Origin of the sequence: Microbacterium mangrovi, from assembly GCF_000802305.1 — a bacterium.
GTDB lineage: Bacteria > Actinomycetota > Actinomycetes > Actinomycetales > Microbacteriaceae > Microbacterium > Microbacterium mangrovi.
Map to the genome: position 1 here is coordinate 241,344 of NZ_JTDK01000010.1, position 23,305 is coordinate 264,648.

Sequence of the window (23,305 nt, forward strand, 5' to 3'; positions counted from 1 at the left end):
CAGAAATGGAACCCAACGGAATCGCCGGCACCGGCATCCGGCTCGGGACGACGCTCTACTCGATGACGAGCGAGTTCGCCGCCGGCCTGTACACGCCTGAGACGCTCATCGCGGCGGTCGCCGAGAACGGCATCGGGCCCGGCGTCGAATTCAACATCGCGCAACTGCTGCGAACGTATCCGGACGTCGACGCGGACTTCGTGAAACTCTGGTTCGACACGCTCGAGAAGTACGAACTCGAGCCGAGCGCCGTGGGCACGAACCTCGACATGGGTCGCCGCAAGGACCGCGACATGACGCCCGACGAGGAGCACGACTTCCTCGCCCGGCAGCTGAAGACCGCGCACACGCTCGGGTTCACACGGGTGGTCATCCGCTCGGCCGGCCGCGAGCTGCTGCGCTCGCTGCTGCCGCTGGCCGAACGCTACGACCAGCGCCTCGGCTTCGAGATCCACGCGCCGCAGGGACCGAACGATCCCAAGGTGCTCGGCATCCGCGAACTGTACGAGGAGCTCGGCAGCGACCGGCTCGGCTTCACGGCCGACTTCTCCTCGACGATGCACAGTCTCTCGCCGACGCTGCTCGCCCAGCTCGCGAAGATGGGCATGGACGAGAAGCACTTCGCCGTGATGGACGAGATCTGGCACGAGCCGACGCCCATGCACGTGCGAAACCAGAAGTTCGAGGACTACCTGACCGGTGAGGGCGTCGACCCGCTGAGGTTCGGGCCGTTCACCCGCCTCGCGTTCAACATGCACGGCCTGGTGCCGCCTGCGGAGTGGCTCGACATCATGCCGCAGATCTTCCACGTCCACGCCAAGTTCTACGACATCGGCGCCGACGGCGAGGAGCCCGCCATGGACATCCCGCGCATCGTGCGCCAGTTCGTCGAGGGCGGCTACCGCGGGTTCCTGTCGAGCGAATGGGAGGGTCACGCCTTCCAGGACCTCGGCGAGGCCGACCCCATCGACCTGGTGAAGAAGCAGCACGCGCTCATGCGCGGCGCGATCGAGGATGCCGTGCGCGAGAAGGAGGCTGCGAATGTCTGACACGAGCATCGCCGAGGCATCCCTCGCCGACCTGCTGGCCGAGGTCGCCCGCTTGCGCGAGGAGCTGGCCAACCACCCCTACAGCCCCTCGTCCGTGCAGAAGCTCGAGCCGGTCCCGCCCGTGCCGCACGACTCATTCACCGACACGTTCGCGTAAGGAAGCGCCATGGCCACTCACAACTCCCTCTTCTCCGAGAAGGACGTCACCCGACGCCCGGACGGCATCGCGGTCTCGGTCCAGCTGCCCTGGTACCGGAGCCTGTGGCTGTCCGCGGTCGACGGGGTGGATGCCACCGTCAACGGCATCGCCATCCCGCGCGAGCGCCTGCGCTTCGAGCTGGGCGGTCGTTCGTACCGCATCGAGGAGCTTCCCGAGCAGTGGGACACGCTGTGGTTCGTCGCCGACCGGCCGGATGTCGTCATCGCTCTTGACGATGTGCCCGAGGCCGGGGATAGGCTCCTGGTCGAGGTCGTGCTGACCATGCGCCTGCTGTACATGCAGATCATGCCCGGAACCGACGGCGGGCCGGGACGGTACGTCACCAACCGTGTTCCCGTCGAGCGAGAGGTGGTGCTCGCATGAGCCGCCCGATCACCCTGTTCACCGGCCAGTGGGCCGATCTGCCGTTCGAGGAGGTCGCTCGCCTCGCCGGCGAGTGGGGCTACGACGGACTGGAGATCGCCTGCTGGGGCGACCACATCGACGTGTCGCGGTGGGATGACGAGGAGTACGTGCAGTCCCGGCTCGACATCCTTGAGCGCAACGGCCTCAAGGTCTGGACGATCTCGAACCACCTGGCCGGACAGGCGGTGTGCGACGATCCGATCGATGCGCGGCACCGCGACATCCTGAACGACCGCGTCTGGGGCGACGGTGACCCCGAGGGCGTCCGGCAACGCGCGGCGGAGGAGCTCAAGGACACCGCACGGTTCGCCGCGAAGCTCGGTGTGAAGACGGTCACCGGCTTCACCGGGTCGTCGATCTGGAAGGCGGTGGCGATGTTCCCGCCGGCATCCGACGAGTGGATCGCCGCCGGCTATCAGGACTTCGCCGACCGGTTCCATCCGATCCTCGACGTGTTCGAGGAGGTCGGAGTGCGGTTCGCGCTGGAGGTGCATCCGTCGGAGATCGCGTACGACTACTGGACGGCGAAGGCGACCCTGGACGCGATCGGACACCGGAAGAGCTTCGGGATCAACTTCGACCCGTCGCACTTCATGTGGCAGCAGCTCGACCCGGTGGCATTCGTGCTCGACTTCGCCGACCGCATCTTCCACGTGCACGTGAAGGAGTCCGTGACCAACCTCGACGGACGCAACGGGGTGCTCGGTTCGCACCTGCCGTGGGCGAATCCGCGCCGCGGATGGACATTCGTGTCCACCGGGCACGGGGAGGTGCCGTGGGAGCCCGTCTTCCGCGCGCTGAACTTCATCGGCTACACCGGCCCGACCTCGGTCGAGTGGGAGGATGCCGGCATGGACCGCCTGCAGGGCGCCCCCGAAGCGATCGCGTTCGTGCGGAAGCTGAACGCGATCACTCCGCCCGCCGCCACCTTCGACGCGGCCTTCTCGACCAAGTAGGCCCGCGAAGGGACTCAGTCAGGCCGCCTTGACGCCCTCGATGGTGGGGCGGCCGCTGGCGAACCAGCGGGGGAGGGACACCTCGAACAGCTCCTCGATGGCGAGTTCGGCGGCGCCGCGGAGCGGCTCCGACTCGTCTTTGAGGGAGCTCACGATCGCAAGATCGCGGGTGGCCAGCGGCAGCGAGAGCTCGTAGACGCGCTGGCGGACTTCGGCGAGGTAGATCTCCCCGGCGCCGGCCATCGCCCCGCCGATGACGATGACACCCGGGTTGAACATGTTCACGAGGGCGGCGACGGATTCTCCGACCAGTCGCGCCGAACGCTGCACGAGGGAGATCGCGAGGGCGTCTCCGTCGATCGCCGCGAGCGTCAGGACCTCCGGAGTGATCGGCTCGCCGTTCTGCCGACGCGCGGCCAGGGCGCCGGTCGCTCCGTCGGCGATCGCCTGGTCGGCATCCCGCACCATCGCCCAGCCGCCGGCCTCCGCCTCGAGGCATCCGACCTTGCCGCAGCGGCACAGCACTTCGGAGTCCCGGACGCGCACGTGCCCGATGTCGCCGGCGGCGCCGTTGGCGCCGCGATGCAGGTGCCCGCGCGAGAGCAGCCCGGCACCGATGCCGCTGCCGACCTTGCAGTAGATGAGGTCGACCGTGTCAGCGCGCCGGTGGACGCGCTCGGCGAGGGCGAGGATGTTGCTGTCGTTGTCGACCCAGACGGGGGCGTCGAAGCGCTGCTCGAACCGTCGTCGCACGTTGAATCCGTTCCATCCAGGCATGATCGGAGGCGCGACCAGTGCGCCGCTCTCGTAGTCGACCGGGCCGGGAACGCCGACGGCGACGGCCCAGATCGGGCGATCGTCGACCTGAGCGAGGAGTTCCTCGACGAGCGCGATGGCCGCGTCGAGGGTCTCGGCGGGACCGCGCACGATGTCCCAGGCGCGGTGGGCGTGCGAGAGGATCTCGCCGTCGAGGGTCGCGAGGCCCACGCGGATGTGGAGAGCGCCCAGAGCACAGGTCACGATGTACGCCTGGCCCGCGTCGAACTCGAGGGTGCGCGGGGCGCGGCCGCCCGACGAAGGACCGTACTCGCCGTCCTTCAGGAATCCCATCTCGATCGCCGCCTCGACGCGCTGGGTCACCACTCCGCGCCCGAGACCGGTCAGCCGGCCGATCTCCGGGCGGGTGGATGCCTCGCCGGTGCGCACCAGATTGACGATGCGCAGCAGGCTCGTCACTTCATCGGTCTGTGCGCCGAAACGCAGCGCGGACTCTTTGGCCATGGTTGATTCTGACACAACGATGCGTGCGAAGCGGGTGAACTGCGCGCACTATTCCCCGGATCGTGGCACCTTCCAACCGATTGCGTCCTAAGTGGGCTCGAGTGGGCATCAATGTGCGTGATGCGCGAGATAGCCGACCGGGTCTTCCCTGATGTCCACCGGCCGCGGAAAAGTGGAGGGAGAAGAGGATGCCGTGCATCCGTCACGAAGGGATCGAAGATGATCAAGCTGCTCTCCCACCTCTCGTACGTCGCGATCACGACGCCGGACGTCGAGGCATCCGTCGCGTTCTACGTCGACCGGGTCGGACTCACCGTCGTCGACCGCGTGGACGGCGCCGTCTACCTGCGCTGCTGGGGCGACCACTACGCCTACTCGGTCGTGGTGCTCCCCGGCGACGAGCCGTCGCTGGCGACGATGGCGTGGCGGACGACGAGCCCCGAGGCGCTCGACGAGGCCGTCCGGCGTCTCGAGGATGCGGGTGTCCAGGGCGACTGGTCCGAGGTGCACAAGATCGGTCGGGCGTATACCTTCACCGGCCCGTGGGGGCACCCGATGACCCTGCACTGGGATGTCACGCGCCACGTGGCCGAGCCGGGTGCGGCATCCCTGTACCCGGACCGGCCGGCGAAGCGCAGCACCGTGGCCGGTGCTCCTCGGCAGCTCGATCACGTGACGATCGCGGCGAGCGACGTGGATGCCTTCGCCGCCTGGTACAACGACGTGCTCGGATTCCGCATCATGGCACGCACTCTTCTCGACGAGGCGCCGATCTCGGTGTTCAGCGTCCTGACGACGAACGAGAAGTCGCACGACCTCGGGGTCGTCCTCGACGGCTCCACCCGGCCCGGGCGCGTCAACCACTTCGCGTTCTGGGTCGACACCCGGGAGGAGCTGCTGATCGCCGCCGACACGCTCATGGAGCACGGCGTGCCGATCGAGTACGGCCCGTCGATCCACGGGATCGGCGAGCAGAACTTCCTCTACTACCGCGAGCCGTCGACGCTGCGCATCGAGCTGAACACCGGCGGCTACCGCAACTACGTTCCCGACTGGGAGCCGAACACCTGGACGCCGTCGATGGGGTCGAACAACTTCTACCGCAACGGCGCCATGCCGATGTCGATGACCGAGTCGTTCCCCGCCGCCGACGGCCCGAGTGCCACCGAGGAGGGCGTGCCCGACGAGATCCGGGATGCGCTGCTGAACCCGTACGCCGTGCACGGGCGGGGGTGACGGTCGCGGGCTTCAGGATCGAGTCCCCGCGCCGCGGGGTGTCCCGGCGTGCACGGATCCCTCCCATCCGCGCACGCCGGCCCCGCGGCATCCGGCACGCGCTTAGGCTCGTGGCAGAGCCCGAACCGATCAGGAGTTCCGTCATGCCCATCGCCACCCTGAACCCCTTCACCGGCCAGGTCGAGCGCACCTTCGAACCCCACTCCGACGCCGAGGTCGACGAGCGCATCGCGCGTGCCGACGCCGCCTTCCGCGAGCTGCGCGGCACCTCGTTCGCGAACCGCGCGGAATGGATGCTGCGCGCCGCCGATCTGCTCGAGAACGACGTCGAGGAGTGCGCCCGCCTCATCACGATCGAGATGGGCCGCCCGATCGCCGCCGCCCGCGCCGAGGTGCACAAGTGCGCCAAGGGCATGCGCTACTACGCAGCGCACGCCGAGGAGTTCCTCGCCCCCGAGACTCTCGCCGATCCCTCGACCGTGAACGCCTCCCGTGCGGGTACCCGCTACGCCCCGATCGGGGTCGTGCTCGCGGTCATGCCGTGGAACTACCCGCTCTGGCAGGTACTGCGCTTCGCCGCCCCGGCGCTCATGGCGGGCAACGCGGGTCTGCTCAAGCATGCGTCGAACGTGCCGCAGTCCGCCCTCTACCTGGACACGCTGTTCACGCGTGCCGGGTTCCCGCAGGGGGCGTTCCAGACCCTGCTGATCCCGGCGTCCGGCGTCGAGCGCGTGCTTCGCGACCCGCGCGTCAAGGCGGCGACGCTCACCGGCTCCGAGCCGGCCGGCCGCTCGCTCGGCTCGATCGCCGGCAGCGAGGTCAAGCACGTCGTGCTCGAACTCGGCGGCTCGGACCCGTTCGTCGTGATGCCCTCGGCCGACCTGGATCGGGCCGTGGAGGTCGCGGTGACCGCGCGCAACCAGAACAACGGCCAGTCCTGCATCGCGGCCAAGCGCTTCATCGTGCACGCGGACGTCTTCGACGAGTTCACCCGCCTGTTCGCCCAGCGCGTGGCCGCACTGAAGGTGGGCGACCCGCTGGACGAGTCCACCGAGGTGGGCCCGCTGGCGACCGAGTCCGGCCGCGACGAGCTGGAGCAGCAGGTGGCGGATGCCGTCGCCAAGGGCGCCACGGTGCTTGCCGGCGGCACGGTGCCCGACCGCGACGGGTGGTTCTACGAGCCGACCGTGCTGACGGGCGTCACCCCCGAGATGCGGCTGTACGCCGAGGAGGCGTTCGGGCCGGTGGCGACGGTCTACCGGGTCCGGGATCGCGAGGAGGCCCTCGCGATCGCCAACGGCACCACGTTCGGGCTGAGCTCGGCGATCTGGACGAACGACGCCGACGAGGAGGAGTGGTTCACCGGGAACCTGGACGCCGGGGCCGTGTTCGTGAACGGCATGACCGTGTCGTTCCCCGAACTGCCGTTCGGCGGGGTCAAGGACTCCGGCGTGGGGCGCGAACTCGCCGCCGCCGGCATCCGCGAGTTCTGCAACCTCAAGACGGTCTGGAAGGCCTGATCAGGCCGGGGCATCCTCATCCGCGAACTCGACCTTCTCGGCGACGCGGACGAGCGTCGAGATGAGCCAGCGCAGCGCCGGATCGTCGTTGCGGGACGGATGCCAGTACGCCGACTCGACCAGCACCGGCAGCGGCAGGGGGATCCGTGCGATCGCAAGGCCGAGCTCGTCGGCGTAGAGCTCGGCCGCGCGCGCCGGGACGAACCCGAACATCTCGGTCCCGGCTACCGTGAACGGGACCGGCAGGAAGCCGGGCACGGTGCGGCGCACGCGTGGGCTTATGCCGGATGCCGCGAGCACATCGTCCGCATACAGCGACACCCCGTTCGCCAACGACACGCGGACGTACGACAGCGTGGCCAGATCCTCCATCGACAGGCGCCCGTCGACCAGGCGCGGATTGTCGGCACTGACCACGCAGACCATGGAGTCCGAGAACAGCGCCTGGTGCTTGCCGGGCACCCCCACCTGCTGCGCGGCGACGACCACGTCGTCACGCAGCAGATCGATCGGCTCGACCTCGTACAGCGGACTGAACTCGATCGAGGTCCGGGGCGCCTCCCGCTCGAGCACCTCCAGGAGCGGCGCGGTCATGACCGACAGGGCGTAGTCGGATGCCGACAGCCGGAAGCGCCGATCGCTCGTGGCCGGATCGAACTGCGGGCGAAGGTTGAGGGTGCGGTCGATCTGCGCCATCGCGGCGGCGACGACCGGCTGCAGGGCGACCGCTTTCGGAGTCAGCTCCGAGACGCGGCCGGAACGGATCAGCAGCTGGTCGTCCAGCAGCGTGCGCAGCTTGGCGACCGCCACGCTGACTGTCGGCTGCGTGGTGCCCAGCGTCTCTGCGGCCCGGGTGAGGTTGCGTTCGGTCAGCACGGCGTCGAGCACGACGAGCAGGTTGAGATCGATGTCGCGCAGATCGTTCACCCGGGGCCCCTTCGCTGTCCCGGCCAGCTTACGGGGGCGGTCCTCACCGGTGGCCGCTGCCGGCTCAGAGACGGTCGGCACCGTACGTCCGGCGGGCGGCGGGCACGCGATGGTCCGGGCTCACCGTCTCGACGATGCGGTTGCGGATCGAGCCCAGGCCCTGCACCGACATCGTCACGACGTCGCCGACCTGCAGCGGTGGGATGACGAGCTCTCCGCCGGCTCGCGCCCAGCGTTCGGACAATGCCCCCTGGGAGGCGGTGCCGGTGGCGAGCACGTCGCCCGCGCCCACCCACGCATCGCGCGAGGCGTGCACGAGCATCTCCTCGAACGACCAGGACATGTTTCGCAGGTTGTCGGTGCCGACCACCTCGCCGTTGACGGCGACCGACATCTCCAGTGCGTAGCGGTCGCCCTCGCGGTACGGCTCCAGTTCGTCCGGAGTGGTGATCCAGGGGCCGAGGGTGTTCGCGAAGTCCTTGCCCTTGGCGGGGCCGAGACCCACGCGCATCTCGTCCGCCTGGATGTCGCGGGCGCTCCAGTCGTTGAGGATCGTGAAGCCGGCGATGTGCTCGTGCGCCTCGTCGAGGGGCACGTCCCGCACGGTGTGCTCGACGATCATCGCCACCTCCAGCTCGAAGTCGAGCCTGCGCGTTCCCGGTGGCATCGGGATGTCGGCGCCGGTGGGCACCACCGACCACGGGTTCATGAACAGGAACGCCGGCGCCTCGTACCACTGCGGCGGCACGCCGCCGTCGCCGGGTTCGTTCTTCTTCATGCCGGCGATGTGCGCCTCGAACACGAGGAAGTCCCGCATCGCCCGCGGCTGCACGGGCACCGCGAAGACGGCCTGTTCCAGCGGCAGCCGTTGCTGCTTCCCGGCGCGCACCAGCAGGTCGCGGCGGAGCTGGTCGGGGCCGGTCAGCAGGTCGAGGATGCCCGGGTCGCCCGGGATGTCCTGGACGCGCCCGTGCTGGATGCGGCCGGTGTGCACGATCCCGTTGGGGCCGACGTACCGTGCCAACTGCACCACGTCAGAAATCCAGCGTCTCGGAGAAGTCCCGCTGCCGGGTCTCCAGGGCCGGGATCGCCTGACCGAGCGCCCATTTCTCGAAGTGCGGGGACGTGCCGTGGGCTGTGAAGGCGTCCTCGTCGGCGTACACCTCGAAGATGCGGAAGACGCGCGGCTCCTCCGGATTCCAGTGCGCCTGGTAGTACAGGTTTCCGGGCTCCGCGCGCGACGCGGGGGAGAGCTCGGCGAGCGCCGAACGCACGGTGTCCTCGAAGCCGGGCTTGGCGGTCCAGGTGGCGCTGCAGACGAAAGCCATGGTGGGTCCTCTGTTCTGGAAGGGGTCGGTCAGTCGTCGATGAGGGCGACCGCGCGGGTCCAGCCCGCGGAGGCGCCGCGCACCTTCGTGGGGAAGCATGCGACGGTGAAACCGGTGGCGGGCACCTGGTCGAGGTGCTGGAGCTTCTCGATCTGGCAGTAGCCGACCTCGGCACCGGCCTTGTGCCCCTCCCACACGACCGACGGGTCGCCGGTCTCCTCGAACACGCGCCGGTTGATGCTGACGGGGAGGTCCCAGCCCCAGGCGTCGGTGCCGACGACGCGCACGCCCTGGCCGGTCAGGTGCAGGGTGGCGTCACGGCCGAAGCCGATGCCGGTGTCGATGTAGTCGTCGCGGCCGTAGGCATCCGCCGCGACCGTGTGGGCGAGCACGATGTCCAGCGGCTGCAGCCGGTAGCCGATGCGCTCCAGTTCCGCGTCGATGTCGGCGGGCGTGACGAGGTGTCCGCTCGGCAGATGCCGCAGGTCGAGTTTGACCCCGGGGCGGAAGAACCAGTCGAGGGGCACCTCGTCGATCGTCCAGGCGCACTCGCCGCCGTTCATCGTCGGGTGGTAGTGCCAGGGAGCATCCACGTGGGTCCCGGCATGCGTCGTGATGGTGACGGTCTCGGCGGCGAGGCCCTGCCCGTCGGGCAGCTGGTCGGGCCGGATGCCGTACATGGCGTTCATGTCGGCGAGACCGGCCTGATGGTCCTTGTACTCGATCCTGGGGCGCAGGAAGGGCGGGTCCACGGGGATGACGTCGTCCAGTGGCATGGACAGGTCGATGAAGCGCATCTGGATCCTCAGTCGTGCCGGACGGCGATCTGCTCGGGCTCGAGCTGCACGGCCCAGCCCTCGATCGTGCCGGCGTTCTCGTACTCCTCGATCTGCAGGATCTGGCGGCCGCGCTGGACCGTCTGCTGCATGCCGGAGGTGACGAACGCGTACAGGTTCAGCCAGGCCGACTCCTCGAAGGCGATGCCCTCCAGCACCAGCACGTTCGCGTCGACGACGGCGCGGGCATGGGCCGCGCTGCGGGGCGACGTGGTGGTGACCGCTCTCGCGCCGTTGACCTTGTTCGCGGCGACGACACCGGCGGCGGCCTCGTCGACGACGAGCACGCCGAACGCGTCGACACCGGCATCCTGATCGTCGACGACGGCCCGGCCGGTTCGGATCGCGAACACCGGGTAGTCGTCGCCGGGGTCGAGGGCGTCGGCGCCGTGCCAGACGACGTCGAAGCCGGATGCCGTGGCCCGGGCCTGCAGGGTGCGGCCGAGCTCGTAGCCGCCGTGATCGGCGGCGAGATGGATGCGGGTCATGAGGTGCTCCGTGCTTTCTGCCGTGGGGGGTCCGCGTCACACCGGGGGTGCGACGAAAAGGCCCTTGTCGATGTCGTTGAACGATTCGCGGGCGACCAGTTCGCTCATCTCGGCGGCGGTGCCCCACTGGTCCTGGGTGGAGAGGTCGCTGATGTCGTGGCGGTGGGGCTCCCACGACTCGTCGTCGACCATCGACAGCTCGGTGGTGTACTCGATCGTGTTGCCGGCGGGGTCGAGAAAGTACGCGAAGGTGTTGTCGCCGGCGTTGTGCCGGCCCGGGCCCCACACCATGCGGGCGCCGGAGCGCAGGATCTTGCCGGCCCCGCGCATCCACTCCTCGATGCCGCGCATCTCGAACGACAGATGGTGCAGCGAGTGGTGCGGACCCATCGCCACGGCGATGGAGTGGTGGGTGGGATTGCAGCGCAGGAAGTGCATCATCTCGGTGCCGTCCGGGCGAACCAGCGAGTCCGAGATCGTGAAGTCGAGGTGGTCGACGTACCACTGCGCCGTGCGGTTCAGGTCGGCGGAGTTGAAGACCAGGTGGGAGAGCTTCGCCGGAATCGGCTCGCGCTCGCGGATCTTGCGGGGCGTGCGGGTCTCGTACCCCGTGGAGAACTCCAGCACGCGGCCGTCGCCATCGAACACGCGGAATCCGTAGCCGCCGCTGTAGCCGGTCAGCTCCTGCGGCTCGTGCACGAACTGCACGTCTTCCGCGTGCAGCTTGTCGGCGAGCGCGTGGATGTCGGCACGGCTGCGCACGGCGAAGCCGGCCAGGTCGATGCGCTTGTCGGCCCTGCGCAGACGCAGGATGAACGGCTCGGACGACGCCTCGGCGGCCAGATGGCTCAGGCCGTCCTGCGCGTGCACCTCGGTCAGGCCCCAGTGGTTCACGAAGAAGTCGCGCTCCACGGCGAAGTCCGGCACGGCAAGGGCGGCGTAGCGCAGGTGCGAGACGAGGCGTTCGGTCATCATCGGCCTTCTTTCATCGGGGGCGACTCCCCGAGGGTAGGCATGGCCCCGGTCCCGGGGCCATGCGATGGCCGGATACCATGCATCTGTGGTCGGCGGCGAGACGGATCTGAACCTGATGGTGGCGCTGCGCGCGCTGCTCGAGGAGACCAACGTCACCCGTGCGGGCGAGCGGATCGGGGTGGGGCAGTCCACGATGTCGACGGCACTCGCCCGGCTGCGCACGGTCTTCCACGACGAGCTGCTGGTGCGCGTCGGCCGCGATTTCGAGCTGACGCCGCTGGCCCGCCAGATCCTCCCGCAGGTGCAGCTCACGCTGCCCCTCGTGGCGCAGGCGCTCGGGCAGGATTCCTTCGATCCGGGCACGAGCACCCGCACGTTCACGTTCCAGGTGACCGATTTCGGCGTGCTCGAGCTGCGCTCCCTGTTCGACCTCGCGCAGGCGGAGGCTCCCGGCGTGCGCGTCGACTTCCAGCGCCTTCCGTCCGAGCCGACGGATGCCGAGCACGACCTGCTCGCCCATGATTTCGTCGTCGCGGCCCCGGGCATCGGAATCGAGGGCGAGAGCATCGAGGTGTTCCGCGACGAATACGTGGTCGTCGCAGACCGCGACAATCCCGTCGTCGCCGGCGGTGCCATCTCGCTCGACGACTTCGCGGCGAGCCCGTTCATCCGCACCGACTTCGGCCGCGCGCACATGACGCCCGCCGAGCGGCGGATGCACGAGCTGCGCATCTTCCCCGAGGTCCGGGTGACGACCTCGACGCTGCTGTCGATCCCGCTCATCGTGGGCGGCACGGACCTCATCGGCGTGGTGCCGAGCCGGCTCGTGCGGCGCAACGAGGCCGTCACCCGCACGATCGCCGTGCCCACGCCGTTCGAGACGACCGAGCTCATCCAGCGGCTGTGGTGGCATCCCGCCCACACCCACGACGACGCCCACGCCTGGATGCGCGGCCTTGCGCGGCGCTGGGCGGATGCCGGACGCGGCGAACCCCGATGACAGGCATCGTGCGGCCCGCATACTGACCGGACGGTTCTGCCTCTAACGTCGATCCTGCACCCGCGCATCCCGTTCGCGCGTGCAGATCGGAGACGATGATGTCTGTTCGCAACGTGCTGGTCGTCGGCGGCGGGTTCACCGGGCTGACCGCCGCCATCGCGCTCGCCCAGCGGGACGTGAAGGTCACGCTCGTGGACAAGGCACCCGCCTGGGCGCGGGTCGGGCACGGCCTCACCATCCAGGGCAACGCCCTTCGCGCCTTCAGGGAGCTCGGCATCCTCGACGAGGTGCTCGCCAAGAGCCACCCCGAGGACGACGGAATCACCCTGTTCTTCGCGGACGGCCGCGTCATGGCGCCGATGCACACGCCCCGCACCGGGGGCGACGACCTGCCGCCGACCATCGGCGCGCTGCGTCCGGACCTGCACGAGATCCTCGTCGCCAAGGCCGAGTCGCTGGGCGTGGAGATCCGTCTCGGCCTGGAGATGACGTCGTTCGAGAACAACGAGGACGCCACGGCCACCTCTGTGCTTTCCGACGGCACCACGGAGACCTGGGACCTCATCATCGTCGCCGAGGGCATCAAGTCGCCGACGCGCCCGAAGCTCGGCATCACCGCGGACCGCGCCCCGTCCGGCCTCGGCATCTGGCGGGCCGTCACCTCGCGCACGCCCGAGATGAAGGGCGGCATGGCGTTCCCGTTCACCGGCGACGGCGCGCTCAAGGTCGGCTACACGCCGGTGAGCGAAGACCAGTGCTACATCTTCGTGCTGTGCCGGCCCGAGCGCCCCGACAACGGGCTGCCGGACTGGCAGGAGGTCAAGCGGCTGATGGCCGACTTCCACGGGGAGTTCGACTACCTGCGCGAATCCATCGACGAGTCGACGTTCCTGAACTTCCAGCAGATCGAGTGGATCTTCGTCGACGCTCCCTGGCACCGCGGGCGGGTCCTGCTGCTCGGTGAGGCCGTGCACGCCGTTCCGCCCCTGATCGCGCAGGGCGCGGCGATGTGCATCGAGGATGCCGTGGTGCTCGCCGAGACGATCACGCCGGCGGGCGACCTCGAGCAGCAGCTCGCCGGCTTCTACGCCCGGCGCATCCCGCGGATCAAGGGCGTCGTGGATGCCTCCCTCCAGCTGGCCGAGTGGGAGACCCACCCCGGGACTCCCGGCGCCGACCCCGGCCGCGTGATGGGCCAGGCCCTGGCCGCGCTGGTGCCGGCGCCGTGACGACCCATTCGGTCCCCGGGCCTGTCGAGCGGTTCCGCGTGCCGCGACGCATCGTCACCGGGCACGACGACTCCGGCGCCTCGATCGTCGTCGACGACGGTCCGGTGCCGGTGAGCCGCGTGCTTCCGGACGACGGCGTCGCGTTCCACGAGGTGTGGGCGACCGACACCGCGCCCGCCGTGATCCGCGCCGGCGCCGAGGACCCGACGGTCCCCACGCCCTCTCCAGCCGCCGCTGGCGCGGCGCCCGGAGCCTCGGGGCGCGTGGGCCCAGGCGCGATCACGGTTCCGCCGTCCGCGCACGGCACGCGCATCCGCATCAACGAGTTCCTTCCCGGCCACCTCGACGAGCACGGGCGCCAGTCGCCGGTGCATCGCACCGAGTCGATCGACTACGGCATCGTGCTCGACGGCGAGATCACCCTGATCCTCGACCAGAGCGAGGTCACCGCCCGCGCCGGCGACATCGTGGTGCAGCGGGGCACCGACCACGCCTGGGCGAACCGGACGGACACCGTCGCGCGGGTGGCGTTCGTGCTCGTCGGCGGGGAATTCGGGCCCGATCTGGTCAGCGTGCTGCCGGCCGACGTGCACGACGGCCTCATGCGCCGCGGGCCGCGGGACTGAGCGGGGGACGACATGGAAGACGGGTTCAGCGGACGCGACGAATCGGGCATCCGGCTGCCGGGGCTTTCCGGCGGTCTGTTCGTCGTCACCGGCGCCGCCGGAGGGCAGGGACTGCAGGAGGCGCTGCTGCTCGCCGAGAACGGCGCGCACGTCATCGCCGCCGACCTGCCCGACGAGGCGCGCGAGCTGCGGGATGCCGCTACCGACTTGGCCGGCACGGTCGACTACCGACGGCTCGATGTGACCGATGAGGATGCCTGGGCCGAGCTGGTCGCGACGCTCGACGGCCGCCCGGTGAAGGGTCTGGTGAACAACGCCGGGGTCACCCACCGGGTGCGGATCGGCGGCATCGACCGGGCCGACTGGGACAGAGTGCTCGCGGTGAACGCGACCGGTGCGATGCTCGGCATCCAGGCGCTGCTGCCGCTCATGGGGGCGGGGTCGTCGATCGTGAACATCGGCTCCGCCGCCGGGGTGAGCGGCCACTATACGGCCGCCTACACGACGAGCAAGTGGGCGCTGCGCGGGCTCACTCATTCGTGCGTCACCGAACTCGGTCCTCGCGGCATCCGCGTCAACCTCGTGCATCCCGGCTACGTCGAGACCGAGATGACCGCGAGCGCCCCGCCCGCCTTCCGCGACGCCAACGTCCGCGTCGCGCCCCTGCACCGCGCCGGGCGGCCGGACGAAGTCGCCGCCGTGGTGGCGTTCCTGCTGTCGGATGCCGCCTCCTTCGTCACCGGCGCCGAGATCGGCGTCGACGGCGGCCAGCTGCTCTCCGGCGTCTCCACCGTCCTGTCCGACGCCGTCCGTCCCCCCACCACCCCCGGTCGTTGAGCCGGCGCGGCGAGACGAAACGATCCCCCCGAGGAGCAAACCCATGTACATGTATTTCCCCACCAACTACGTCTGGAGCATGTCGGTCGTCGCGACCCTCAACAACGGGGGCCTCATCGACGACGTCGACAAGGCGTCGCGGCCGGTCCTGCAGGCCTCCGAGCAGGGGGACGACGTCGGCACCGAGCTGCTGTACGGGTCCTGGCAGGCGGTCGCCGACCGCATCCTGGCGTCGGCTGAAGAGGACGTGGCACGCGGGTGGAAGCACGGCGCTGCGGAGAAGTACTACCGCGCGGCGCTGTACACCTCACAGGCGGAGCGCCTGCAGTCGCCCAAATGGGAGGGTCGCAAGGCCGCGTACCAGAAGTCGATCGACCTGCTCCTCACGCACGTGGAACTGGGCGGGGTGCCCCTGACCGTCGTCGACATCCCGTACACGGGCGACGACGCTCCGGCGGGCTCGGCTCTGCCCGGCTATTTCCTCCGCGCACCGGGGGAGGGGCCGCACCCGCTCGTCGTGATGTGGAACGGCCTCGACTCCACCAAGGAGATGATGTACACGTCCGGTTTTCCGCAGCAGCTCGCCGAGCGCGGCATCTCGACCCTGATGATGGATCCGCCCGGATCGGGGGAGGCGCTGCGCATGCGCGACCTGCGCGCCCGCTACGACACCGAGGTGTGGGCGGCATCCACCCTCGACTGGGTCGAGGAGCACGCCGCCGAGCTCGACGTCGACCCGGCCCGGGTCGGCCTCGTCGGCTGGTCGCTGGGCGGGTACTACGTGCCCCGGGCGGCCGCGTTCGAGAAGCGCATCGCGCTGGCGGTGGCATGGGGCGCCAACTACGACTGGGCCGCCGTGCAGGAGGCGCGTCGGCGCCGCGAGGGCGAGAACCCGGTGCCGCACTACTGGGACCACGTCCACTGGGTCTTCGGCGCGGAGGACGACGGAGACTTCCGCGCGAAGACGAAGAACATGCGCCTGGAGGGGGTCGTCGAGAACATCACGGTGCCGTTCCTCGTGACGCATGGCATCGGCGACCGGCAGATCCCCGTCGAATACGCGCACAAGCAGTACGAGGCCGCCGTGAACTCGCCCAAGCGCGAGCTGCGCATCTTCACGCAGGAGGAGGGCGGCGCCGAGCACATCGGCATCGACAACATGCCCTACGTCGGCCAGTTCACCGCCGACTGGGTCGCCGAGACCTTCGCCGAGCTGGCGGAGGCGTGACGTGAGGATCGCACGCTGGGCCCACGGGAACACCGTCGCCGAAGGTTTCGTCATCGACGACCGGGTGGTGCCGTTTCCGGACGGTCTCTCCGTCGCCGACGTGCTCGCGCAGGGCCTCGCCGCAGCCCACGAGTTGCATGACCGCGCCCTGAGCGAGCACTCCCGCGCCCTGAGCCCGTCGAAGGGCAGCACCCCCGGCATCCCGCTCGCGGACGTGCGCCTGCTCGCCCCTGTCGTGCCGGCATCCATCCGCGACTTCGTGGCTTTCGAGGAGCACGTCGAAGGTGTCAGCGCGGGCGTGGAGGGCAAGAGCGATGTCGCCGCCGAATGGTATGAGGCGCCGACGTTCTACTTCACGAACCCGCACACCGTCCTCGGGCCGGGTGAACCCGTCGCGCCGCCAGTGACCGCCCGCCTCGACTTCGAGCTCGAGGTCGCCGTCGTCGTCGGCGCCGCGCCGGGCGTGGGCGAGTCGAACCTGACCGCGGAGGATGCCGCATCCGTCGTGTTCGGCTACACGATCATGAACGACTGGTCGGCGCGCGACCTGCAGGCGCGCGAGATGAAGGTGCGCCTGGGACCGGCGAAGGGCAAGGACTTCGGGATGAGCCTCGGTCCCTGGATCGTCACCGCCGACGAGCTGGCTCCGTTCCTGGACGACGACGGGTTCCTCGCGATCCGCGCCGAGGCGTTCATCAACGATGACCTCATCGGCGAGGATCTGATCTCGAACATGGGGTGGCCCCTGCCCGAACTCGTCGCCTACGCGTCGCGCAACTCCCGGGTGGTGCCGGGAGACGTCCTGGGTTCGGGCACGGTCGGCAACGGCGGATGCCTCGGCGAGCTGTGGGGGCGCAACGGGGCGCTCACCCCGCGGCCGCTGGCCGAAGGGGATGTCGTCCGGCTCGTGATCGAGGGGATCGGCGAATTGAGCGCCGCGGTCGGCCCGGCGGTGACCGCTCCCGAGGTGCCGCGCGCCCGGGTCCGCCCCCGCGCACGGCGCCGCGCCGGCACGGCGTGAGAGGCTCCGGCTCGCATCGACGGGGGATCAGCGATCGGCCTGTCGCCTCAGCACGATCGCGGCGGGGAACCTCCCGATCACGCGATCGAACGGCGCCCTGGCGAGGTCGGCTGCCTCGCCGGGGTCGATGATGCGCGGTTCCGTCAGAACGACATCGCGTCCGTTCCGGCGCAGTGATGCGCCGGCATCCGCCATGACGTTGCGGGCCCAGTTCGTGTTGCGGCCCCAGGGGAGCCCGATCAGGATGATCGCGGCATCCCGCGTCGGCACGATCGCGATCGGCGTCTCGTAGGCCGTGCCGCTGCGCCGGCCACGGTGGCGGATGAGCGCCCAGAGCGGGACGCCGCGACGCCCCGCCAGGGCCTTCGCCAGCGGCGCCGTCATCCTCACGAGGCGGCGCGGTGGGCCTCCCGGACGACGAGGAGGCGGCGTCTTCGAGGTCTGCATGTCGTTGTTCACACCGGTAAGACGGCTCAGACGGGCCGGATGTGACGTCGTGATCCGAACGGGGCTTGCGTCACATCCGCCCGTGCTGGATCGTCGTGTTGACATGACGGAATTCGAGCAGCTGTGGACCACCTACCGATCGCTGGTGCGCGACGTCGCCTACCGGGTCCTCGGCTCGGTCGCGGAGGCCGAAGACGTCACCCAGGAGACCTATCTTCGGCTGCTGGCCCGCGGCGACGATCCCCTCGACGAACCGCGCGCGTGGCTGGTCACTGTCGCCTCCCGTCTCGCGATCGACCGGCTGCGCGCGCACGAGCACTCCCGGCGGGCCTATGTCGGTCCCTGGCTGCCGGAGCCCGTCGTCACCGATGAGCGGACGCTGCCGGAAGACCGAGTCACACTCGATGACTCGGTCCGGATGGCGTTGCTCGTCGTGCTGGAACAGCTCACCCCCGCCGAGCGGACGGCCTTCCTGCTCCACGACGTGTTCGATCTCGGATTCGATCGCGTCGGGGAGGTGATCGGAGTCTCGCCGACCGCGGCGCGGCAGTCGGCATCCCGCGCCCGCAGACGCATCGCCGACCACGGAAGCGCCCGGTTCGCCGTCGACCCGGCAACCGCACGCCGTCTGACCGAACGCTTCGCGGCGGCCGCCTCCGACGGCGACCTCGACGGCCTCGTCGCGGTGCTCGCGTCCGACGTGCGCGGGCATTTCGACTCCGGTGGGAGCATTCCCGAGGCGCCGCTGGGCGTCACTGTCGGCGCGGGCGCCGTGGCCCGGCAGCTCCTGGCATCCGTCGGCGGTCTCGGGCTGGAATTCGCACCGGCCGAGGTCAACGGATGCCCCGGCGTCATCGCCCGCCGCCGCGGGCGGATCATCTCCGTCCTCGCCCTCGAGTTCGCCGACGATCGGATCAGCTTCATCCACGGCATCGGAAACCCCCGCAAACTCGCGCACCTCAACTGACCGGCAGTGTCGGTGCGGGCGGGTGTGCGTGGAAAACCCCTGGTCCTCACGAGCACGGGCGGATATCCTCGCATCATGGCGGAGAGACTGGTCGAGAAGCTCGCCGGGTCGGTTCCCTCGTGGGGCGCCCGCATCGCATATGCAGACAAGACGACGGTCGGCGGACAGGAAATCGTGCCGGTCGCCGTGGTCGCCTTCGGGTTCGGCGCCGGGGAGGGGTCCGGCGACCTGCCCGTGACCGAGAAGTTCCCGCAGGGCAAGGGAGAAGGAGCGGGCGGTGGCGGAGGAGGACTCGCGCTGCCGATCGGCGCGTATGTCCCGGGCGCCGACGGCGCGGTCTTCAGACCCAATGCGATCGCGCTCGTGCTCGCGGTCACACCGATCGTCATGAGTGTCGCCGCAGCCATCGCCGGCACCGCCGCGGCGCGGAGCGCCGTCAAGCTCTTCCGCTGAGGGGCCCGGCGACGTCCTCGACGTCCGTTTGACATCCTCCCGCGTCGGACGCGCGCGCCCGGGAACCATCCGATCCTGCCGCCGCTCCGAATCCTTCCTGAGCGGCGCCTGCCGCCAGGAAGAAGGAGAGAGCAATGCGCACGTCCCCCAACCGTCTCGTCGCCGTCATCTTCGGCGCCGTCTATCTTCTGGTCGGTCTGCTCGGATTCACCGTGACCGGCGGAGTGACCTTCCTCGCGACCAAGGGCGGCATGCTGCTCGGCCTGTTCATGGTGAACCCGTTCCACAACGTCGCGCACCTCCTCATCGGCGCGGCGCTGCTGATCTTCGGACTCGTCTCGGTGAAGGCGGCGAAGATCACCAACACCGTCATCGGAGCCGCATACCTGCTGCTCGGGATCGCCGGGTTCTTTCTCGTCGGCACGGCGGTCAACGTCCTGGCCCTGAACACGTTCGACCACTTCCTGCACCTCGCCAGCGCGATCCTGCTGCTGGCGGTCGGCCTCGGTGCCGAGCGGGAGCGCGACCCGCGCGTCGCGCTCAGCTGATCGGGAGCGCGATGCGCACGTCATCGCGCAGCTGGCCGGCGCTGTTCGCCTGGGGCGCCGGCCTGCTGCACATCGCGCTCGCGGCGGAGGCCGGCCGAGCGGCCGCCGCACTCGGGATGCTCGCCGCGGCAGCCCTGCTCCTGCAGGGTGCGGGCGAGCTGGCGTGGGGGATCGCCGCACTCGTCCGCGGTCGCCCGGTCGCCCCGCGCACGGCCCTCGTGGGCGCGGTGACCGGGCTGACGCTCGCTGCGTCGGCGATCCCCGCCGGGGGATCGCCGATCGCCGTCGCCGCGGTCGTTCTGCTGCTCGTCCCGGCGGCGGTCCTGACCTGGACGGCGAAGGAGGTCAGGAGGTCCCGTCCTCGATCCTGGGGGCAGCCGGTGGGAATGGTCGTGGGCGCGGTCCTCGTGGCGGCGCTGATCACCCCGGCGCTGTCGACGACCGTCGGCGGTGGCCACGGCCACCTCGACATGGCCTCGGTCGACCCGCACGCGGGGCACTGAGTCGCGAGGTCAGGCAGAGCCCCGTGCTGCGGCTCCATCCGCGCGTCGGGCCTCGTCGAGCGCCTCATCCGCCCACTGCACCTGCTGCGGCGTGCCCCAGCGCACCGCGGCATCCTTCGCCTTCTCGAACGCGACGAGCGCTTCGCGGGGCCGGCCGTCGTCGAGCTCGGCCCAGCCGCGGTTGTTGAACAGCGCCACCCGCCAGCGCAGCGTGCGCGGCTCGTCGGTCCCATCGAGTACCGACAGCGCCTGGTCGGTCCAGCTCGCCGCGTGTGCCGGGTCGGCGATCGCCAGCATGTGCAGCGCGTCCACCTCCAGGAAGACCAGGCCCGCGGATGCGGCGAGCGCGGCCGCCTCCCGGAACAGCGGCACCGCAGCGTGCGGTTCGTCCGCCGAATTGCGGAGGCGTCCGCGCTCCAGCGCGACGCGCGTCCGCACCACAGCAGAGCGGTCGCTGATCGCGTCGAGCACGGCATCCGCGTCGTCGGAACGCTTCTGCAGCCCCAGGGCGCGGGCGCGCTGCGTCTCGAGCTCGGAACGCTCGGGCTCAGTGGCGTCGGCCGCAGCGACGGCGAAGCGCTCCGCGGATGCGGCCGGGTCATCGAAGTTCCACAACTCATCGAGTCGGGTCTGCGAAAGTGGCATGCCCGCATCGTATGCGGGCCGTCGGCCGGCCGGCCTACCGGCGGTCGGATCATCCCCGCCGGGCCTCGGCGCCGTACCTCACGGCCTGCCATCCGATACGACATCCGCTCCGAAGAGTTGGCATCGATGCCGGTGCCGCGTCCGCGGCCGCACGACGCCGGCCCGAGGATCGTCACACCACCGGAGGCCGTGGATCCCGAAAGGGGATTGTCCATGCAAGTGTCAGAAGTTCGGCGCACGCGCCGGATCGGCGTCATCGCCTCGCTCTTCACCGGGGTGCTCGTCGCCTCCCTCTCCATCGCCGGCGCCGCGTTCGCCAGCGGCTCCACCGTGCACCCCGTCTCGTCGGCGCAGACGCCGGCCTGGACCGACGGGAAGACCGTGACCGTGCAGTACGCGCAGAACTTCTTCTGCGACACGGCCGTCGCCTCCAACGCCCCGAGCGGGTGCGAGGTCGGCACGGATGCCACGCGGGGACCGGTCGCGAACGCGGACCGCTCGACGCTCTACGTTCTGGTGCCCCTGTTCAGCAATCCGGTTCCGGCACCGATGTGCGCGGTCGCCTCGTGCCCGAACCACCCGCTGAACATCGACCTCTCACGGATCGCGGGTGCCCTCGGCGCCGCGCCGGGAGCGGTCGGAGACGTCGCGCTGCCCGCCCACAGCCACATCCTGGACGGCGCCGCCGGCGGCTGGTGGGACGTGAAGATCGTCGCCGTCACGAACGAGAGCGCCTGGGCGAAGCTCGCCGCAGGCAAGTCCGAGGCCGTGATGAACAGTCTCATCGCCGATCCGTCCAGCGGAGTGCTCGGGCCGATCCCGACGAACATGTACCTGTTCTTCAACGTCGTCGGTTCTCACCGCTGAAAAGGGTCGACCATGTCCATCCACGTCATCCCCCGCGACATCGCACCGACAGCGGCATCCGTGCCGTCGCGCGGCGCCCCGTCGCGGGGGCGGGTCGCGCTCCTCCTGTGCATCGCGGCTGTCGCTCTCATGCTCGCGGGCGGGTTCCTCCCGTGGGTGTCGGTGTACCGCGGCCTCACCGCGGTGGGCGGCTTCGCGCTCGACGGGGGATTCCTCGCGTTCGTCGTGCTGGTCGTCGTCGCGCTGGTCTTCGTTCTGTCCCGACACGGCGGCGGACGCATCCTGCGGCCGATCGCGGTCGTCGGCGCCGGCGCGGTCGTCGCGGACAGCCTTTACAGCGCCTGGCGGATCTCCGAATTCGTCCGGAGCCCCGGGCCGGCGGGCGCCCTGATCGAACCCACGATCGGTCCGGGACCGGTCGTGTTCGGCGTCGCCGGTGCCGCGTTGCTGGCCGGAGCGGTCCTCGCGCCGGCGGCGCGCGGCCGCCTCGGCACCGGGGGAGCGCTCCGCGTGGCCCTGGCCGTGCTGCTGCTGGCGGCCGGGGTCATCCACCTGGTCCTCACGCCCGAGCATCTCGGGGTCTCGCCGGTGCTCGGTCTCGGGTTCCTCGCCGCGGGGGTCGCACAGGTGACCTTCGCCGGCCTGGCGGTCGGTGCATCCGGCCGGGCCGAGTCTCTCGTGACCTTCGCGATCGTCGTGGTGAATGTGGCGTTGATCGTCCTCTACGCCTACGCCGTGGTGATCGGTCTGCCGTTCGAATCGGGTCATGCCGACGAGGGCGGATGGCGAATCGGAGCCGGGGAGCCGGTGGATCTGAGGGGCGGCCTCGACTTCATCGCCGAGGTGGCGGCGGTGGTGATCGCCGCCGTCCTGGCGCTCAGCCCTCGTCGTCGATCAGTTCCAGGAGCGATCTGAGCGCGTCGCGGATCTCGGTGTGGTCGTACTGGCCGGCCCGGCTCTCGCCGGAGATCACCCCGGAGCGGTGGACGCGCCGGAAGTCTCCGTACGGGAAGGAGTACGCCTGCTTCGTCTCACCGTTCTCGTCGCGGTCGATGCCGAGGTGCCAATGGGCGAACTGCGTCCACCCCTCGCGGTCGATGAAGCGATTCTCGTCATCGGCGCTGGGGGCGGCCTCGGACCAGTCGTCCCGTTCGTCGCGGACCACCTTTCCGTCGCGCACGAGCGAACGTGCGTGCCGGAGGGCGGCCTGGTTCAGTTCGATAGCCATGCTCGGACCGTACGGACGGCATCGGCCCGGGACGAAGGGGGTTGACTCACGCCGGCTCCGTGCTAGCGGTACGGTGCCTTCGGTCAGCCGGCATCCGGCTTCGGCGGCGTCATGTACCACTCCACGAATTGCCGGGCACGGCCGTCGGGGGCGAAGCGGATCTCCCAGAGGTTCGAGTAGGACCCTTCATCGCCGTAGTCGACCGACCCCTTCACGATGCCGAGGTGCTCGTCTTCGATCAGCACGCTCAGATCGATCTTCGGCTCGGTGCCCTCGTCGCGCCCCCACATCGCGAGGATCGCGTCGATGCCGCGCGCGGGCGCGGGATCGTCGGGACGGAACCGGTATTCGGCATCGTCGGTGAAGATCGCGCGCACGTCGGCGGGGTCGTTCGAGCGCCAGGCGCGGAGGTATCCGTCCAACCATCGCTGTGTCTGTGACATGGCTCTTCTGTAGCACGGGGTCCCGACATCCACACGCGTGCC

Annotated in this window: 29 protein-coding genes; 18 read left to right on the forward strand and 11 right to left on the reverse strand. The window is 70.1% G+C overall.

The window, feature by feature from the left end:
* Nucleotides 1–5: 5 nt before the first annotated feature.
* Genes LK09_RS11845 through LK09_RS11855 form a run of 4 tightly spaced genes read left to right on the forward strand, consistent with a single transcriptional unit; the run spans nucleotide 6 to nucleotide 2,630 of the window.
* Complete coding sequence (locus LK09_RS11845) at nucleotides 6–1,049, forward strand: sugar phosphate isomerase/epimerase family protein (RefSeq protein ID WP_039399475.1); 1,044 nt, start codon at nucleotides 6–8, stop codon at nucleotides 1,047–1,049.
* On the forward strand, nucleotides 1,042–1,206 hold the full coding sequence (locus tag LK09_RS21985) for a hypothetical protein (RefSeq protein ID WP_231563023.1): 165 nt from the start codon (nucleotides 1,042–1,044) through the stop codon (nucleotides 1,204–1,206). Before LK09_RS11845 ends, LK09_RS21985 begins: the two co-directional genes overlap by 8 nt.
* Before the next feature lie 9 nt (nucleotides 1,207–1,215).
* A complete protein-coding gene (locus tag LK09_RS11850) occupies nucleotides 1,216–1,632 on the forward strand; it encodes a C-glycoside deglycosidase beta subunit domain-containing protein (protein ID WP_039399477.1) in 417 nt (138 codons plus the stop codon).
* Complete coding sequence (locus tag LK09_RS11855) at nucleotides 1,629–2,630, forward strand: sugar phosphate isomerase/epimerase family protein (protein ID WP_039399479.1); 1,002 nt, start codon at nucleotides 1,629–1,631, stop codon at nucleotides 2,628–2,630. The genes LK09_RS11850 and LK09_RS11855 overlap by 4 nt, the downstream gene beginning before the upstream one ends.
* An 18-nt stretch (nucleotides 2,631–2,648) precedes the next feature.
* On the opposite strand, the gene LK09_RS11860 is transcribed toward LK09_RS11855, so the two are convergent.
* Nucleotides 2,649–3,911, reverse strand: coding sequence for an ROK family protein (locus tag LK09_RS11860; RefSeq protein WP_052226697.1), 1,263 nt, complete (start codon nucleotides 3,909–3,911; stop codon nucleotides 2,649–2,651).
* 219 nt (nucleotides 3,912–4,130) lie between these two features.
* Here LK09_RS11860 and LK09_RS11865 point away from each other — a divergent pair, with 219 nt between their 5' ends.
* Nucleotides 4,131–5,147 (forward strand): VOC family protein, encoded by a 1,017-nt coding sequence (locus tag LK09_RS11865; protein ID WP_039399481.1) that lies wholly within the window; start codon nucleotides 4,131–4,133, stop codon nucleotides 5,145–5,147.
* A 143-nt stretch (nucleotides 5,148–5,290) separates the two neighbouring features.
* Nucleotides 5,291–6,667: an NADP-dependent succinic semialdehyde dehydrogenase gene (locus LK09_RS11870; protein WP_039399482.1), complete on the forward strand. Its 1,377-nt coding sequence runs from the start codon at nucleotides 5,291–5,293 to the stop codon at nucleotides 6,665–6,667.
* On the opposite strand, the gene LK09_RS11875 is transcribed toward LK09_RS11870, so the two are convergent.
* The 6 genes from LK09_RS11875 to LK09_RS11900 form a co-directional block, all read right to left on the reverse strand.
* Nucleotides 6,668–7,594: a LysR family transcriptional regulator gene (locus LK09_RS11875; protein WP_052226698.1), complete on the reverse strand. Its 927-nt coding sequence runs from the start codon at nucleotides 7,592–7,594 to the stop codon at nucleotides 6,668–6,670. It lies immediately after the preceding gene.
* Nucleotides 7,595–7,658: 64 nt separating this feature from the next.
* Nucleotides 7,659–8,627 (reverse strand): fumarylacetoacetate hydrolase family protein, encoded by a 969-nt coding sequence (locus LK09_RS11880; protein ID WP_197061038.1) that lies wholly within the window; start codon nucleotides 8,625–8,627, stop codon nucleotides 7,659–7,661.
* A 1-nt stretch (nucleotide 8,628) separates the two neighbouring features.
* Nucleotides 8,629–8,922, reverse strand: a complete 294-nt coding sequence (locus tag LK09_RS11885) for a putative quinol monooxygenase (RefSeq protein ID WP_039399484.1) — start codon at nucleotides 8,920–8,922, stop codon at nucleotides 8,629–8,631.
* Nucleotides 8,923–8,951: 29 nt separating this feature from the next.
* A complete protein-coding gene (locus LK09_RS11890; protein ID WP_039399486.1) occupies nucleotides 8,952–9,719 on the reverse strand; it encodes a cyclase family protein in 768 nt (255 codons plus the stop codon).
* An 8-nt stretch (nucleotides 9,720–9,727) separates the two neighbouring features.
* Nucleotides 9,728–10,246, reverse strand: a complete 519-nt coding sequence (locus LK09_RS11895; RefSeq protein ID WP_052226699.1) for an RpiB/LacA/LacB family sugar-phosphate isomerase — start codon at nucleotides 10,244–10,246, stop codon at nucleotides 9,728–9,730.
* 36 nt (nucleotides 10,247–10,282) lie between these two features.
* Nucleotides 10,283–11,218: a VOC family protein gene (locus LK09_RS11900; RefSeq protein ID WP_039399771.1), complete on the reverse strand. Its 936-nt coding sequence runs from the start codon at nucleotides 11,216–11,218 to the stop codon at nucleotides 10,283–10,285.
* Between the two features lie 88 nt (nucleotides 11,219–11,306).
* Between LK09_RS11900 and LK09_RS11905 the strand changes: the two genes are divergently transcribed.
* From LK09_RS11905 to LK09_RS11930, 6 genes are all read left to right on the forward strand, one after another.
* Nucleotides 11,307–12,221, forward strand: coding sequence for a LysR family transcriptional regulator (locus LK09_RS11905; protein WP_197061039.1), 915 nt, complete (start codon nucleotides 11,307–11,309; stop codon nucleotides 12,219–12,221).
* Between the two features lie 98 nt (nucleotides 12,222–12,319).
* Nucleotides 12,320–13,450, forward strand: coding sequence for an FAD-dependent oxidoreductase (locus tag LK09_RS11910; RefSeq protein ID WP_039399488.1), 1,131 nt, complete (start codon nucleotides 12,320–12,322; stop codon nucleotides 13,448–13,450).
* Entirely contained in the window at nucleotides 13,447–14,076 is a 630-nt protein-coding gene (locus LK09_RS11915; RefSeq protein ID WP_197061040.1) for a cupin domain-containing protein, read from the forward strand. The genes LK09_RS11910 and LK09_RS11915 overlap by 4 nt, the downstream gene beginning before the upstream one ends.
* Nucleotides 14,077–14,088: 12 nt before the next feature.
* Nucleotides 14,089–14,913: an SDR family NAD(P)-dependent oxidoreductase gene (locus LK09_RS11920; protein WP_052226701.1), complete on the forward strand. Its 825-nt coding sequence runs from the start codon at nucleotides 14,089–14,091 to the stop codon at nucleotides 14,911–14,913.
* 43 nt (nucleotides 14,914–14,956) lie between these two features.
* Entirely contained in the window at nucleotides 14,957–16,141 is a 1,185-nt protein-coding gene (locus LK09_RS11925) for an alpha/beta hydrolase family protein (RefSeq protein WP_039399492.1), read from the forward strand.
* A 1-nt stretch (nucleotide 16,142) separates the two neighbouring features.
* Entirely contained in the window at nucleotides 16,143–17,162 is a 1,020-nt protein-coding gene (locus tag LK09_RS11930; RefSeq protein WP_039399494.1) for a fumarylacetoacetate hydrolase family protein, read from the forward strand.
* A gap of 27 nt (nucleotides 17,163–17,189) precedes the next feature.
* Here LK09_RS11930 and LK09_RS11935 read toward each other — a convergent pair whose 3' ends face one another.
* Complete coding sequence (locus LK09_RS11935) at nucleotides 17,190–17,546, reverse strand: nitroreductase family deazaflavin-dependent oxidoreductase (protein ID WP_052226702.1); 357 nt, start codon at nucleotides 17,544–17,546, stop codon at nucleotides 17,190–17,192.
* Between the two features lie 166 nt (nucleotides 17,547–17,712).
* Between LK09_RS11935 and LK09_RS11940 the strand changes: the two genes are divergently transcribed.
* The 4 genes from LK09_RS11940 (at nucleotide 17,713) to LK09_RS11955 (ending at nucleotide 20,080) form a co-directional block, all read left to right on the forward strand.
* Nucleotides 17,713–18,576 carry a sigma-70 family RNA polymerase sigma factor gene (locus LK09_RS11940; protein WP_039399496.1) on the forward strand — a complete coding sequence of 288 codons (864 nt, stop codon included), beginning with the start codon at nucleotides 17,713–17,715 and terminating at the stop codon, nucleotides 18,574–18,576.
* Nucleotides 18,577–18,651: 75 nt separating this feature from the next.
* Entirely contained in the window at nucleotides 18,652–19,029 is a 378-nt protein-coding gene (locus LK09_RS11945; RefSeq protein ID WP_039399498.1) for a hypothetical protein, read from the forward strand.
* Between the two features lie 134 nt (nucleotides 19,030–19,163).
* Nucleotides 19,164–19,577, forward strand: a complete 414-nt coding sequence (locus LK09_RS11950) for a DUF4383 domain-containing protein (RefSeq protein WP_039399500.1) — start codon at nucleotides 19,164–19,166, stop codon at nucleotides 19,575–19,577.
* Between the two features lie 11 nt (nucleotides 19,578–19,588).
* Nucleotides 19,589–20,080 carry a hypothetical protein gene (locus LK09_RS11955; protein WP_039399502.1) on the forward strand — a complete coding sequence of 164 codons (492 nt, stop codon included), beginning with the start codon at nucleotides 19,589–19,591 and terminating at the stop codon, nucleotides 20,078–20,080.
* Between the two features lie 9 nt (nucleotides 20,081–20,089).
* Here LK09_RS11955 and LK09_RS11960 read toward each other — a convergent pair whose 3' ends face one another.
* Nucleotides 20,090–20,725: a hypothetical protein gene (locus LK09_RS11960; RefSeq protein WP_039399503.1), complete on the reverse strand. Its 636-nt coding sequence runs from the start codon at nucleotides 20,723–20,725 to the stop codon at nucleotides 20,090–20,092.
* A gap of 213 nt (nucleotides 20,726–20,938) precedes the next feature.
* Between LK09_RS11960 and LK09_RS11965 the strand changes: the two genes are divergently transcribed.
* A complete protein-coding gene (locus LK09_RS11965; RefSeq protein WP_156138756.1) occupies nucleotides 20,939–21,592 on the forward strand; it encodes a hypothetical protein in 654 nt (217 codons plus the stop codon).
* 12 nt (nucleotides 21,593–21,604) lie between these two features.
* The gene (locus LK09_RS11970) at nucleotides 21,605–22,507 is read left to right on the forward strand and encodes a hypothetical protein (RefSeq protein WP_039399505.1); all 903 of its coding nucleotides are present in this window, start codon (nucleotides 21,605–21,607) and stop codon (nucleotides 22,505–22,507) included.
* On the opposite strand, the gene LK09_RS11975 is transcribed toward LK09_RS11970, so the two are convergent.
* Both LK09_RS11975 and LK09_RS21490 read right to left on the reverse strand, forming a co-directional pair.
* Complete coding sequence (locus LK09_RS11975) at nucleotides 22,470–22,820, reverse strand: hypothetical protein (RefSeq protein WP_039399507.1); 351 nt, start codon at nucleotides 22,818–22,820, stop codon at nucleotides 22,470–22,472. The genes LK09_RS11970 and LK09_RS11975 overlap by 38 nt on opposite strands.
* Before the next feature lie 83 nt (nucleotides 22,821–22,903).
* Nucleotides 22,904–23,263 (reverse strand): nuclear transport factor 2 family protein, encoded by a 360-nt coding sequence (locus LK09_RS21490; protein ID WP_039399510.1) that lies wholly within the window; start codon nucleotides 23,261–23,263, stop codon nucleotides 22,904–22,906.
* Between the last annotated feature and the right edge of the window lie 42 nt (nucleotides 23,264–23,305).